Raw genomic sequence first — 13,609 nt, forward strand, 5'->3', positions numbered from 1 at the left:
AATAAATAGGTATTTAAATGGAAAAAGTGTCGAGCTTAAATTGTGAACAAAGTACTGGCTGGTTCGCCAATTTATATAAAAAATTAGTTATTAGAGCATTTTCTTCAATTAAAACAGGGCAGATTGTTTTAGATGATAATAATGAACGAACCGTATTTGGTGATATATTATCTGATTTTAAAGTAACTGTTACGGTTAATGATAGAGCAATGTATAAAGCATTTGCTCTGTCTGGCAGCGTAGGCGCTGGTGAAGCATATATTTTAGGGCATTGGTCTTGTGATAATTTAACACGCTTCATAGAAATATTTGCAATAAACGAAAAGCAGCTTGATGAGTTCGAAAAAAAGTTCGCTTTTCTTAGTAATATTGCCCACCGGTTTAATCACATTAAAAATAAAAATTCTGAATCCGGTTCGAAAAAAAATATCGTCGCTCATTACGATCTAGGCAATGACTTATATGAGTCATTTTTAAGTAAAGAAATGCTTTACTCAAGTGCCGTTTATCCTACAAAAGAAGCGACACTTGAAGAGGCACAACAATACAAACTTAAACGTATTTGTGAGCAAGTTGAGTTACAACATGGTGACTCAGTAATAGAAATTGGGACAGGGTGGGGAGCATTTGCAATCTATGCTGCCACTAACTTTGATTGTCATGTAACCACCACGACTATTTCAGACGAACAACATGATTATGTGGCCAAAAAAGTTAAAGAGCTTGGTCTTGATAGTAAAATAACACTGCTCAAACTAGATTACAGGCTGCTTAAGGGGAAATACGATAAGTTGGTATCTATTGAAATGATAGAAGCGGTTGGTCATGATTATCTACCAAGTTTTTTCACTCAATGCGGTGAGCTGTTAAAAGATAACGGTGCTATGCTTATTCAAGCGATAACAATTGGCGATCAGCGTTATAAACATTACCTAAAAAACTCTGATTTTATTCAGCAGTATATTTTCCCAGGTGGTTGTTTGCCGTCCCTTAACGAGATGAGCGAGCAAATCAAAAATAATACCGATATGGTTATTCATACAGTTAACGATATTGGCGCGCATTACGCGAGAACACTAGCTGATTGGCGCACTCGCTTTATACAAAGTTGGCCTGATTTAGACCGTTCTAAATTTGATGAGCGCTTTTACCGCTTGTGGTTATTCTACTTTGCCTATTGTGAAGGAGCATTTAGAACACGCTCAACAAGTACGGTACATCTAATGGCTCGTAAACCTCGTTTTGTTAGTAATAATGACTACATTGCACTCGCTTATTAATTTTGCTTTGTTTCAAGCAGTCTGGTTTTTATCCCTGCTGCTTGAAGCTAATTCACTTATTTTCAGTGGATTGATTGTTATTTTGATGTTTTTTTTGTCAAAACAAAAAAAACAAGACACCTTATTATTAATTAAGGCACTTCCCTTAGCCCTGCTTTTAGAATTTATTGCTGTTAAAGTAGGTTTGTTAGAATTTAAAGTTTATCCCTTTCCGCTATGGCTCGTTTTTTTATGGACCGCGCTGTTACTTTCTTTAAATACATCCATGCTTTTTCTAAGTAAATTAAAACTCTGGCAGTCATTTTTGGTTTGCCTGATTTTTGCGCCTGCAAGCTATTGGGCTGGAGCACGCTTTGGAGTAATAAGTTTTGGATTACCCCTATGGCAATTTTGGCTTGCATATGGCTTACTTTGGTCATCAGTATTCACACTCATTGTTTTTATAAATCAAAAAATAAAGTCATCGGTAGCCATTGATCGAACCTAAGGCATTAGCCGTAATGTAATATCAATTTTATTAAAAACATGATCGTTCTAGCGTATTAAATAGCTCACACACTACGTTAAAAATTATTTATATAGAACAACTATGTATCATAATTTTAGCCTTGTTATTGAGCTGTTTTCTTATCGCTATAATAGACCACTAATTTAGTGCAATTGGTATAATTCATCTAAACGAAAGGATTTTATTTTGAACGTTTTATTTAAAATTATTGTTTTTTATCTACTTACAACGCCCTTGGCATATGCAAGTGCTGAGTTTAATAAAGTAGGCGAGGCAAGAATGGAGTATTTATTTTGGGATGTGTATGACGCTCAATTATTTACTCATTCAGGTGATTACAGTGCTGGGACACATCCTGTTAAATTTAAGCTCACTTATTTACGTAATTTTGATGCTAAAGAAATTGTAAAAGCAACCAACGAGCAATGGACACATTTAGGTAAATCAAAGCTGTCTGCCAAATACGATACTAAGCTATTGTCTATTTGGCCTGATATTAAAAAAGGTGACTCGTTAACTCTTATTACAAATGAGCAAGGCGTAAGCACTTTTTATCATAACGATAAAAAAACGGGTCAGATCGAAGAGCCTGAATTTTCGAGCGATTTTTTAGCCATTTGGCTTGATGAAAATACATCTGAGCCAAAACTACGTAAACAATTATTAGGGAATTAAGATGAACGTATCAAATATGCTAAAACTGGTTGCTGTTAGCTTACTTGCTTTCCTTTTGGTGAGTTGTTCTGCGCCTAATGTCGAACATTATAAAAATACATCACCCAACTTTGACTTCAAAACGTTTTTTAATGGAGATTTGAAAGCCTACGGCGTTGTACAAGATTTTAAAGGTGAATTAACCCGTAAGCTTGTCGTAGACATGAAGGCGACTTGGGATGGTAGCGAAGGCGTTATTGAGGAAGACTTTATTTATGATGACGGACAAACACAGAAACGCATTTGGAAAATAACGCTAAATGATGATAACTCATTAACAGGCACAGCTGATGATGTTTTGGGTATAGCCAAAGGAAAAAGTCAGGGGAGTGTATTTCACTGGAATTATAATGTTGAGTTGCCATACGATGGATCAACTCTTGAGGTGAATTTTGACGATTGGATGTACTTGGTTACACAAACACGCTTGATAAACCGCACATCTATTGTTAAGTTTGGAGTCGAGGTTGGGGAAGTGACCTTAGTTATCGAAAAAATATAGTTGATTTAAATGTTACTTAACATGCGCCAAAATTGAACTTAAATTAAGTCTTTGTTAACCCAACACGCTGTATTTTACCGACAATTATTTAAATTTTACGTGTTTTTTAAGATTTTAAGCAAAAAATGCAATTTGCTGTTGCTAACTCTTCAAAAATGCATAAAGATAGGTTTTGCGAAGGCAAAATAATAACGAATAGGAATCTAAAATGAATAAAGCTCAATTAGTTGAAAAAATTGCTACTGATGCAGAAATCTCTAAAGCCGCTGCTACTCGTGCACTTGACGCGTTCACTGGCGCTGTAACTTCTTCTTTAAAAGAAGGCGATTCAGTAGCATTAGTTGGTTTTGGAACTTTCTCAGTAAAAGAACGCGCAGCGCGCACAGGCCGTAACCCGCAAACGGGTGCTGAGATCCAAATCGCAGCGGCAACTATCCCAAGCTTTAAAGCAGGCAAAGGTCTTAAAGACCAAGTAAACCTTTAATAGGTTTTATGCATTAAATAAAAAAGGGCTATTTAGCCCTTTTTTTATGTTTAAAAAGGTAGCTTATTATGTTTTTTGTCAGGCTTTAAGTGCTTTATCGCCTCTACCTATTCCTACAGCTCCTGAGCGTACAACTTCGATAATGTCGGTTTCGTGGCGCAAGGTATCCAAAAACGATTCTATTTTATCTGTGCTGCTTACAAGTTGTAGACTATAGCTTTGTCGGCCCATATCTAAAATAAGCCCTTGGAAAACATCAACTACACGAGTTACTGCTGCGCGTGTCGTTTCGTCTTGTGCAAATACTTTAACTAATAGCAGCTCACGCTCAATATGGCTCATCTCGGTTAAATCTATTATTTTTAACACGTCTACAAGTTTATTAACTTGTTTAGTTATTTGCTCCACAACTCTGTCATCACCCATAGTGGTAATGGTGATCCGTGATAATGATTTATCGTCAGTTGTGCCTACCGTAAGGCTGTCTATGTTGTACGCACGTTGTGAGAACAATCCAACGATACGCGACAGTGCACCAGGTTCGTTTTCTAATAAGATAGATAAAATACGACGCATTATGCTTTTACTCCTTTTCGTAACCACATTTCGTCAATGCTGCCTAATTTAATTTGCATTGGGTACACATGTTCTTTTTCGTCAACAAGAATATCTAAAAAGACTAAACGATCGTTGATGCTCATTGCTCTATCTATAGCCGGCTGCAGCTCATCAAGTGTGTTTACTTTAATACCTACATGGCCGTAGCTTTCAACTAACTTAACAAAGTCAGGCAGAGAGTCCATATAAGATGATGAATGGCGACCACCGTATACCATGTCTTGCCATTGGCGTACCATGCCAAGAGAGCGGTTGTTTAAAGACACAACTTTTACAGCTAAGTTATATTGCAAACAGGTAGATAGCTCTTGGATATTCATTTGAATAGAGCCATCACCTGTAACGCAGACAGATTCTTTACCAGGAAATGCAAGCTTTACACCCATAGCGGCAGGTAAACCAAAGCCCATAGTGCCTAAGCCGCCTGAGTTGATCCATTGACGAGGGTGCTTAAAGGGATAGTACTGCGCTGCAAACATTTGATGTTGACCAACATCAGAGCTTACATATGCATCCCCATTGGTGGCTTTATAAACAGCCTCAATGACTGCTTGCGGTTTAATTTTTTCGCCATCCGTGTTGTAGCTTAAACATTTTTGCTCACGCCAGCTTATAATTTGTCGCCACCAGTCCTCTTGCGCGCTGCGATCAATTTGAATTGGGCTTTTGTCAATACCTGCTTGTAGTTGTTCAAGTACTGTTGCTAGGCAGCCTACAACGGGAATATGTGCTTTGATAGTTTTAGAGATAGAGGTTGGATCTACGTCAACATGAACAATGGTGGCATTTGGACAAAACTTTTTAACGTTATTGGTTACTCTGTCATCAAAACGAGCGCCTAACGCTAAAATAACATCGGCATTTGCCATCGCTTTATTGGCTTCAAGCGTGCCATGCATCCCCAGCATGCCAATAAAGTTAGGATGTACACCCGATATACCTCCAAGACCCATTAAGGTATTGGTAATTGGTGCGTTTAGCGACTCAACTAAATGAGTTAGCTGCTCTGATGTATTAGAAATAACAATACCGCCACCGGAGTAAATAACGAGCTTTTTAGCCTCTAAAATGGCAGTAACGGCTTTACGAATTTGTTTAGAGTGCCCCTTGGTATTGGGGTTGTACGTTCTGAGCTCTGTTGTTTGAGGGAATTGGTATTCAAACTTAATAGCAGGGTTAAGCATATCTTTAGGTAGTTCAACTACAACAGGGCCTGGGCGACCTGTGCTGGCAATATAAAACGCTTTAGCTAAGATTGTTGGAATTTCTTTCGCGCTCCTACAGTTAAAGCTGTGTTTAACTATTGGGCGAGAGCAGCCAACAATATCGGTTTCTTGAAATGCATCGTCACCAATTAAGTTTGTAGGTACTTGGCCTGATAACACAACCATTGGAATAGAATCCATGTAGGCTGTAGCAATACCGGTAATACAATTTGTCGCTCCAGGGCCTGAAGTTGCAAGTACAACACCTACTTCCCCTGTCGCACGCGCATAGCCATCAGCCATGTGTGTGGCTGCTTGCTCGTGGCGAACTAAAATATGTTCAATATCATCTTGCTGAAAAAGTGCATCATATAAATCTAATACCGAGCCACCGGGGTAGCCAAATATGTATTTAACCTTTAATTCTTTTAATGCCTGAACGACTAGTTCAGAGCCATTATAATGTTGTTTACTCATCCTCATTCCTCTGTGCTGTATTTTATGCATAAAAAAACCCCCGCGTAGTGCGAGGGTTTTTAAAAAGCAGTATCACTTTTCAATACATCCCCGCTGGGCTTATCACTAAGACCAGTACGAGTACGACAGAAAGGCGAATTTGCATTTTCATAATTTATCACTGTGTTACAAAGCAATACATTGCTTTAAATTAAAAATTCTCTATGAAGTTATTTTTAAGGGTTTTTAGATCACATGTCAACCGATAAACCCATTTTTTGCATTGAAATTTCATTTAATATTGTTTTTTTAATTTTAAATTGCAAAGTTGGTGATTTTTATTGGTCTATAAGGAAGAGATTATGCAGCTTAGATTGGGTAGTGCAGGAATATATAAAAACAAAAAAAAGCCAACATTGCTGGCTTTTCATAATAAATGTACGATCAATTACAGACGATCAATCACAGCTTGAGTGAAATCTGTAGTACCGTGGCTACCGCCTAAATCGCGAGTCGTTCTATCGCCTGACTTAATTACGTCAGCAACGGCACTGCGAATACGCTCTGCAGTGTCGCCCATATCTAAATGCTCAAGCATTTGAATTGACGCTAAAATTACAGATGTAGGGTTAGCTAAGTTTTTACCAGCGATATCGGGTGCACTGCCGTGCACAGCTTCAAATATTGCTGCATCTTCGCCAATGTTAGCACCTGGTGCCATGCCTAGGCCGCCGACTAAACCAGCACAAAGATCTGATAAAATATCACCAAATAAGTTTGTAGTAACAATTACATCAAACTCTTCTGGGGTCATTACTAGTTTCATACACGTTGCATCAACAATCATTTCCGTTGATTCAATTTGTGGGTAACGTTCAGCCACTTCGCGTGCAACTTTTAAAAATAAACCGGATGTTGATTTTAAAATATTTGCTTTATGAACAGCAGTTACTTTTTTACGACCTTCGCGCACAGCTAGCTCGTATGCAAATGTGACGATTTTTTCAGCGCCTTCGCGGGTAATGACAGATTTAGCTTCTGCTTCGTTACCGTCCTCAGAAACAATTTGCCCCGCACCTGAGTACATACCTTGTGTGTTTTCACGAATCGTAATGATATCAATATCATCGTAACGTGCTTTAGTGCCTACAAATGATTTAACAGGACGAACATTTGCATATAAACCAAATTGCTTACGTAAAGTCACGTTTATAGACGTAAAACCTTCACCCACAGGTGTTGTTAAAGGGCCTTTAAGTGTGATTTTGTTTTTAGCAATGGTATCAATTGTGTCTTGCGGAAGTAACTCACCTGTTTTTTCAAGTGCAGCTAGGCCAGCATCAACAAATTCATAATCAAAATCGCATCCTGCGGCTTTTAGTATTTCAAGTGCTGAGTCGATAATGCTCGGACCGATGCCGTCGCCTTTGATCACTGTGATGGTTCTTTTGGCCATTAACTTTTCCTTTAAAGAGTTTGATTTACGCATAAACTATTACTCTGAGAGAGCAACTGCTTGTTAGATCATTTATGCGATTGAGGGTTGAAAATTTTAAGGGCGCATTTATACCAATATCTCGCCCATTTTGCCAGTTTATACCACAAATAATGGGTATAAGCTGTGTTTATAGTCATAATAGGCTTACTAAATAATCTAAGCCTGAGTCAGATTAAATGCTATTCGATAAGTTTAGCGCTAGCAGCTGCTGATTAAAAGTAGATTGATTTGACCAACCTTGTAATTTTAATTGCTCATTTAATATTTGCTTTTGCCATACCGTTAGTGCTAATTCGGGTTTAAATGCACTCTGCGCGACTACTTTTAATGTTATCCAAAGCTTGTGTTGACTATTAAATTGCTTTTTAGGTATTTGCTCTGCTTCTAAAAGCGCGTGAGTCCATGGGTTATCACTCAATAATTGCTTAAGTTGAGCGTTTAATTGTTCTTGATTAATTCTATCGACGCCGAATAATACACAAAATGGATCGCTTAAATCATTATTTGGCGTTTCGCTTATTAAAACCTTTCTTGAAAGCTGTGTACTGCATTGAGTTAATAAATAGTACGTGTAAGCATATAAAGGCAAAGCAATATGTTCAAATTGATAGTTTTTGTTGTGCTTAACGATTAATTCCATAATGTTTACTAAGCAAGTTAAGCGCTTTAAAACAAATTGCTGTAGTGGATGCGGTGTTACATTGACAAGTCGCTCAAACACGACACGCTGAATAATCGCCGGCACATTTAAGTAACCAACCATAGACAAACTATGTTTTAAATCTTTAGCGAGTTGATGTTCTTTGTTGTAAGGTCTTACTGCTTCGCACAAATTAACTATTATTTGGGGATGCTCAGCCATAATTTGGCTCAAACCTTTATAACTGTATTCATGTTGTAACTTAATACGACTTATTAAATCAAGTAACTGCAACGATTCATTCGCTGATACATCATTTGTTGTTTTAATATGTTCGCTATTCCAAACCATTAAGTGTAATTTTTGATTTGTGCAATACCATTGCTTCGGATTGTCATTAAGCGATGCTTTTACGCGATACCATGTTATTTTATTTTTTTCGTTAGTGCTTATTAGAATGTGGCGTTGCAATGTATTGGTCATTAAATAGAGCATCGATTGCTCAGAATATAGCACCTGACTACCCGGTAATAACGGTCCTATATATGCAATCAGCGCTTTTATTAATTGCTGAGCAAATAAATTTGGTGTTCTTATATATAAATCGCCGAGTGCTTTAAAAAGGTCAATATGTTTTTTCTCAGCATTATAAGTCGTATTCATTGCGATGATATTCGCGAGTGCGACAAGCGTTATACCCCCATCGTAAAGCATAATCTTAGGCGTGCTAACAAGTGCCTGCTTGTATTTGCTCAATTTAGCTAAAATTTGTGCTATTGGCTTTGCTGACTCTCCTGCGCTTAAAATAATTTTAGCCGCTAGCTGATGACGTAGCTGCCATACTTTTTTGTCATTAATATTAAAGTCAGTATGCTCAGCAAGTTTATTGAGTTGCTTACAAACGCACAGGTGCTCAACAAGTGCGACGCTTATATAAAGTTCGCTTAATTCGTTATTATAATGCTGACTTGAACAAAGTGCTGTAGTTAATACACATTGGCTAATAACGAGGTTTGTTGAATAGTCATATTTTGGATTAAATAGCGCCAGTTGTGCTTGCAGTGAAAATGGATTTTCGTTGTATAACAGTCGAAATTGTTCAGCTATTTTGCAAATGACAGGGTAGAGTGTTTGCCATTGCTTTTTATTGTTATAGGAAGTTAAAAACAACTGGGTATTTTCAAACAGCTGGTTTAATTTTATTGAGATAGGTTCATCCATTATGGCTCACCTAATTATTTTCCTGATACTTTTTGTAGGCATTGGGTCCCCATAAAATAAGCTGTCCATTTTTAAATAAAAGCCCAGTGCATTCGTCAATAGTGGTAATGCCATCAGATGCAATATGCTGTGTACGGTAAAAAATAATTTGCAGTACTTGTTCACCTTCACGTTTTGCATAAGTAAGATCGGGGCTGCCCAAATAATCAAGTACACTATTGAGAGTTGTTTGCTTTTTAAGGGTTAGCTTTTCAATATAGCGTTTATTAAATGCTTCACGGTCTTGCCAGATCATTGCTTGTGGATCGTCTTTGTAAAAAGTGATCACTAAGGCTGCAATAAGTGCGTAAAGTCCCAAACCTAAAATTAAATACCGAGAAAACTTTTTCAACATGAACTACTCTAACTGCCATAACTAACAATAGTATACGTATTGTAATAAGTACGCGCTATTAATACCAATCCGCAATAATATCTAATCAATTTGAGATGACGCTAACGGCGTTAAACATTTCTGATACAGAACAACTAAATAACGAAATTTTAGCCTTGTTATCGACACGATTTTCTTGCCTCAAAATAAATCACTTAATTAAGCCTTAGCTGCTTTAAACTAAAACCTAGATTTATATCTGAGCGTAAACTTACCAGTTGCTTTGAAATAATATACATTTGCATATTAGCGTCTAGTTTTTTATGAATACTTGGACTAAGTGATTCATCTTCAAGCGCATCTTCAATTGTGTTGTAATTATTAACAAGCTGCTGAGCTGATTTTGCTCCAATACCTTTTACACCAGGAATATCATTGGTTTTATCTCCCGCTAAAGCCCAAAAATCAACAAGTTTGTTTTTATTAACGCCAAAGCGTTCCTTTATACTGTGCTCATCAAGATACTGTTTTTTAAAATAATCATAAACAGTAATATCAGCTCCTAGGTGTGGTAAAAAGCCTTTATCGGTCGAGACAATTGTATTCGATACCTGATTACTCGCCGCTTTGCACGCGAGTGTGGCAATAATGTCATCGGCTTCATCATTTTCGGGTTCAAATACTACAATTCCAATGTCTTCAATTGCGGTTTTAAAGTGGACTAATGCCTCTTTTAATGTATCGGGCATCGGTGCACGAGAATGCTTATAGTCTTTATAAAAGTGGTAACGCCAACTTTTATCACCGTCAAAAACGGCAATAGCGTGGGTTGCATTAGTGATACTTAAGAGTTTTTTACATGCTTGGGCAACACGAGCAGAGCAGGTTTGTATCATTTGCTCGTCATTGTGATGCTTTTGATTCATGTCGACTGCGTAAATGCGCCTAATTAAATTAAGCGCATCGATAAGAAGTAAATGGGGTTTCAAACTATAAGGCTCATGCTTTTATTTTGTAACACGGAACATACTTACTACCTGGGAGTTTCATTCTCCCTTGCTCAACAAAAGCTTGTAGCAATTTATCCATATCTTTCATTAAGGCAGGCTCGCCACTTAAAATGTAAGGGCCATTTTGTTTTATGGCTTTTATACCTTCATCTTTTACATTTCCGGCAACAATACCTGAAAATGCTCGGCGTAAATTTGCGGCTAATTGTTGTTTAGGTTGATCAAGATGTAAATCAAGGCTGGCCATATTCTCGTGCGTAGGTGCAAAAGGTTGTTGAAAATCATTATCGATTTTCAAAGTCCAATTAAAGTAATAAGCATCGCCTTCACTTTTACGGTAATTACGTACATCAGTCATTGCTGACTTTAATTTTTGACCGACAAGTTCAGGGTTATCAATAATGACTTCAAATTTACCTAATGCTTCTTTACCAAGAGTCATTTGTATAAATTTACATAATTCTTTAAAGTACGTTTCACTTTCTTTTGGGCCCGTTAAAATAACCGGCAGGCATTGCTTGGTATTATCTGGGTGCAGTAATATACCTAATAAATACAGCAGTTCTTCTGCTGTACCCGCACCACCTGGGAAAATAATAATCGCGTGAGCTGTTCTTATAAAGGCTTCAAGGCGTTTTTCAATGTCTGGTAAAATGACTAATTCGTTTACGATTGGATTAGGTGGCTCAGCGGCAATAATACTTGGCTCAGTTAATCCTAAATAACGGTTATCTTTGATGCGCTGTTTTGCATGGCCAATAGTGGCACCTTTCATTGGGCCTTTCATCGCGCCTGGACCACAACCTGTGCAAATGTTTAATCCGCGTAAACCTAATTCATAACCTACTTGCTTAGTGTACTTATATTCAAGTTCATTTATTGAATGTCCACCCCAGCAAACAACCATATTGGGCTCAATATTTACACGCAATGCGTCTGCATTTCTGAGCATATCAAATACCATATGGGTTATGGCTTTTTGCTCTTTAAGGTTTTTCTCATACTTTTGACAAATAAATAATATATCGCGAATAACAGAGAAAATATGTTCGTGAATACCTGTGATTATTTCGCCATCGACGAATGCTGTTGCTGGTGGGTTTTCAAGTTCTATTTTTATGCCACGCTCTCTACTGACTAAGCGTATATCAAAATCTTTATATTTGTCGTAAATTTCGTTGCTTGAATCGGTATGGCTACCGACATTAAGAACCGCAAGCGCACAATTTCTAAATAGCTTATAGCGTTCACTCGCAGAGGATTGCTCTAATAAATCAACTTCTAATTGCGACAGTAAATCTAAAACCCCAGTTGGGTTTAACTGTATTAACATCGGCGTTCTCCTTGCTACTTATTTATGTAAATTAACTGCTTAGCCATAATTCTTAGCATTTATCAAACATGGCGTTATTTACTGATACAAAGGCGATCCCGACCTGTATTTTTAGCTTCGTAGAGCGCATCGTCCGCTCTATCAAAAGCGATAATAGGTGTATCGCCTTTTTTAAATTGTGTTGCACCTAATGAAATCGTAATTTCTATTTGTTTATCTCTAAATTTAAAAGGAATGCTTTTTATCACTTTTCTAAGTTTTTCTAGCGGTGCTGCTGCACTATCAATCGTGGTATTTGGCATTAGTAGTACAAACTCCTCACCACCATAACGTGCAATAAAGTCTGATTTTCTTATTGATTTTAATAATGCTTTAGCAATAACTTGTAACGTGATATCACCTGCGGTGTGGCCAAACCTATCATTGATTGATTTAAAATGGTCTACGTCAATAACGGCAAGGGTAACATCGGATGTTTGCACATTAAATAAATGTACTTCGTGATTATAACGTTCGTCAAATGCAGCACGATTAGGTAACTTTGTTAAGCTATCAAGAAGGCTTTTAAAGCGCTGTTCATTTAAACGTTTTTTGTATTTAGTCAGTTTGCTTTCAAGGCTACCAATTCTGCTATTGATTTGATCAAAGCTTGAAATCAGCGTTTCTCTATCTTCACGTTCTAACTTTTCTTTTGCGATAAAATCTTGGCTTAGCGATTTAAGCTCGTTATCAACGAGCTCTTTTAAAGATGAAATTGAGGTTGCATTTTGCGTTTGTATATTCAGATTTTTTATTTTGCTTTCTATGCTTTTATTCAACGAATCAAACTCAACGCCCATCGATTTTGAGTGTTTGCTCGTAGAAACAATCGAGTGGTGCAAGTCTTCAAGTGTTTGGTTTAGTGAAGCCAAAAAACTCTGTGCAGACTGGCGCTCTTTGGTGATGTTTTTTACGACGACCGAAATTATATTTATGGCTGCTTTTAACAGAGCGTCCAATTTATCGTTTTCAGTAATATTGTTTTTAATGTATTTAATTTCTTCAGCTGCTTCATCCTCAAGCATTAAATCGTTAGCAAGTTCTAATAATTTTTTTGCAAGTTCAGGTGTCGCATCACATTGTTCGCTGGAGGTGCCTGTCAGTTTTGTATTTAGTGCTTGATGATAAAAAGAAACCAGCTTATCGAGTAAAGGAATAAAATCATGAGTTGAATGAACATTATTAATATCGTGATCTAATAGATGACGTAATGTTCTGCGCGTGTCATCAGGTAGGCCTTTGGTTTTTTGCAGTTGTTTTCCTGCATTTAAAACACTGGTGTATAAATCTCGCTGTTGAGCTAGTTGCACCGACTCTTGGTTTTTTAATAAAACAATTGTTTCATCTATCAGTGGCGATAAGTGCTCAAAGCTAACGCCTTTAGTTAGCGCATTTCTAAATTTAGCTAACCGGTTGTCCAGCTCGGTATCAAGTCCTTTACAGCTTAATGATAATTTGGCTGAAAAATTAGTCAGGGTATCGACTTGATATTTACGAGCATCCTCAACAGCCATACGCGCATCGATCGCCTGTTTGAGTTTTTTATCTGTAGCGTTAGATTTTTCAGACACCTAAGCATACCGCCATCGAGTTAGTTATATTATCCTCAGTTTACAACAAATTCTTATTAAGTGTAGTTATCTAACTAAAAACTTAGCAATTTTTAGTAGGCTATTGCGTATAAACTTATATACAGGGTCATTTATCGCTTTTAATTCACTTTTAAAT

The 13,609-nt window shown here is 37.2% G+C and carries 13 protein-coding genes; 5 read left to right on the top strand and 8 right to left on the bottom strand.

The annotated features are described in order from the left end of the window. Positions 1-17 precede the first annotated feature (17 nt). The 5 genes from ACJJVZ_RS02765 (at position 18) to ACJJVZ_RS02785 (ending at position 3,488) form a co-directional block, all read left to right on the top strand. On the top strand, positions 18-1,280 hold the full coding sequence (locus ACJJVZ_RS02765; protein ID WP_405597919.1) for a class I SAM-dependent methyltransferase: 1,263 nt from the start codon (positions 18-20) through the stop codon (positions 1,278-1,280). After that, positions 1,255-1,767 carry a DUF2878 domain-containing protein gene (locus ACJJVZ_RS02770; protein WP_405597921.1) on the top strand — a complete coding sequence of 171 codons (513 nt, stop codon included), beginning with the start codon at positions 1,255-1,257 and terminating at the stop codon, positions 1,765-1,767. The genes ACJJVZ_RS02765 and ACJJVZ_RS02770 overlap by 26 nt, the downstream gene beginning before the upstream one ends. 300 nt (positions 1,768-2,067) lie before the next feature. After that, complete coding sequence (locus ACJJVZ_RS02775; RefSeq protein ID WP_405598176.1) at positions 2,068-2,463, top strand: chalcone isomerase family protein; 396 nt, start codon at positions 2,068-2,070, stop codon at positions 2,461-2,463. Position 2,464: 1 nt separating this feature from the next. Next, positions 2,465-3,004 (top strand): DUF3833 domain-containing protein, encoded by a 540-nt coding sequence (locus ACJJVZ_RS02780; protein ID WP_405597923.1) that lies wholly within the window; start codon positions 2,465-2,467, stop codon positions 3,002-3,004. Positions 3,005-3,212: 208 nt separating this feature from the next. After that, on the top strand, positions 3,213-3,488 hold the full coding sequence (locus ACJJVZ_RS02785; RefSeq protein ID WP_008166804.1) for an HU family DNA-binding protein: 276 nt from the start codon (positions 3,213-3,215) through the stop codon (positions 3,486-3,488). A gap of 78 nt (positions 3,489-3,566) precedes the next feature. Here ACJJVZ_RS02785 and ilvN read toward each other — a convergent pair whose 3' ends face one another. From ilvN to ACJJVZ_RS02825, 8 genes are all read right to left on the bottom strand, one after another. Then, the gene (gene ilvN, locus ACJJVZ_RS02790) at positions 3,567-4,064 is read right to left on the bottom strand and encodes an acetolactate synthase small subunit (RefSeq protein WP_193156678.1); all 498 of its coding nucleotides are present in this window, start codon (positions 4,062-4,064) and stop codon (positions 3,567-3,569) included. Continuing rightward, positions 4,064-5,788, bottom strand: a complete 1,725-nt coding sequence (locus ACJJVZ_RS02795) for an acetolactate synthase 3 large subunit (protein WP_405597926.1) — start codon at positions 5,786-5,788, stop codon at positions 4,064-4,066. Before ACJJVZ_RS02795 ends, ilvN begins: the two co-directional genes overlap by 1 nt. 427 nt (positions 5,789-6,215) lie before the next feature. Next, a complete protein-coding gene (locus ACJJVZ_RS02800) occupies positions 6,216-7,223 on the bottom strand; it encodes an isocitrate dehydrogenase (protein WP_077535252.1) in 1,008 nt (335 codons plus the stop codon). A gap of 214 nt (positions 7,224-7,437) precedes the next feature. Further along, the gene (locus tag ACJJVZ_RS02805) at positions 7,438-9,126 is read right to left on the bottom strand and encodes a hypothetical protein (RefSeq protein ID WP_405597929.1); all 1,689 of its coding nucleotides are present in this window, start codon (positions 9,124-9,126) and stop codon (positions 7,438-7,440) included. A 10-nt stretch (positions 9,127-9,136) separates the two neighbouring features. Then, entirely contained in the window at positions 9,137-9,520 is a 384-nt protein-coding gene (locus ACJJVZ_RS02810) for a DUF3192 domain-containing protein (RefSeq protein WP_077535254.1), read from the bottom strand. A gap of 194 nt (positions 9,521-9,714) precedes the next feature. Beyond that, positions 9,715-10,488 carry a flap endonuclease Xni gene (gene xni / locus ACJJVZ_RS02815; protein ID WP_405597931.1) on the bottom strand — a complete coding sequence of 258 codons (774 nt, stop codon included), beginning with the start codon at positions 10,486-10,488 and terminating at the stop codon, positions 9,715-9,717. Between the two features lie 10 nt (positions 10,489-10,498). Then, entirely contained in the window at positions 10,499-11,842 is a 1,344-nt protein-coding gene (gene ppnN / locus ACJJVZ_RS02820) for a nucleotide 5'-monophosphate nucleosidase PpnN (RefSeq protein WP_405597933.1), read from the bottom strand. 74 nt (positions 11,843-11,916) lie between these two features. Further along, positions 11,917-13,452 (bottom strand): GGDEF domain-containing protein, encoded by a 1,536-nt coding sequence (locus tag ACJJVZ_RS02825; protein WP_405597935.1) that lies wholly within the window; start codon positions 13,450-13,452, stop codon positions 11,917-11,919. Between the last annotated feature and the right edge of the window lie 157 nt (positions 13,453-13,609).

This window comes from Pseudoalteromonas sp. Ld19 (assembly GCF_045064135.1).
GTDB classification, from domain to species: Bacteria; Pseudomonadota; Gammaproteobacteria; order Enterobacterales; family Alteromonadaceae; genus Pseudoalteromonas; species Pseudoalteromonas aliena.

What these genes read in the sequence shown, in the direction of transcription:
- ACJJVZ_RS02765 (WP_405597919.1), top strand. Translation starts at nt 18, where the DNA reads ATGGAAAAAGTGTCGAGCTTAAATTGTGAACAAAGTACTGGCTGGTTC.
- ACJJVZ_RS02770 (WP_405597921.1), top strand. Translation starts at nt 1,255, where the DNA reads ATGACTACATTGCACTCGCTTATTAATTTTGCTTTGTTTCAAGCAGTC.
- ACJJVZ_RS02775 (WP_405598176.1), top strand. Translation starts at nt 2,068, where the DNA reads ATGGAGTATTTATTTTGGGATGTGTATGACGCTCAATTATTTACTCAT.
- ACJJVZ_RS02780 (WP_405597923.1), top strand. Translation starts at nt 2,465, where the DNA reads ATGAACGTATCAAATATGCTAAAACTGGTTGCTGTTAGCTTACTTGCT.
- ACJJVZ_RS02785 (WP_008166804.1), top strand. Translation starts at nt 3,213, where the DNA reads ATGAATAAAGCTCAATTAGTTGAAAAAATTGCTACTGATGCAGAAATC.
- ilvN (WP_193156678.1), bottom strand. Translation starts at nt 4,064, where the DNA reads ATGCGTCGTATTTTATCTATCTTATTAGAAAACGAACCTGGTGCACTG.
- ACJJVZ_RS02795 (WP_405597926.1), bottom strand. Translation starts at nt 5,788, where the DNA reads ATGAGTAAACAACATTATAATGGCTCTGAACTAGTCGTTCAGGCATTA.
- ACJJVZ_RS02800 (WP_077535252.1), bottom strand. Translation starts at nt 7,223, where the DNA reads ATGGCCAAAAGAACCATCACAGTGATCAAAGGCGACGGCATCGGTCCG.
- ACJJVZ_RS02805 (WP_405597929.1), bottom strand. Translation starts at nt 9,126, where the DNA reads ATGGATGAACCTATCTCAATAAAATTAAACCAGCTGTTTGAAAATACC.
- ACJJVZ_RS02810 (WP_077535254.1), bottom strand. Translation starts at nt 9,520, where the DNA reads ATGTTGAAAAAGTTTTCTCGGTATTTAATTTTAGGTTTGGGACTTTAC.
- ppnN (WP_405597933.1), bottom strand. Translation starts at nt 11,842, where the DNA reads ATGTTAATACAGTTAAACCCAACTGGGGTTTTAGATTTACTGTCGCAA.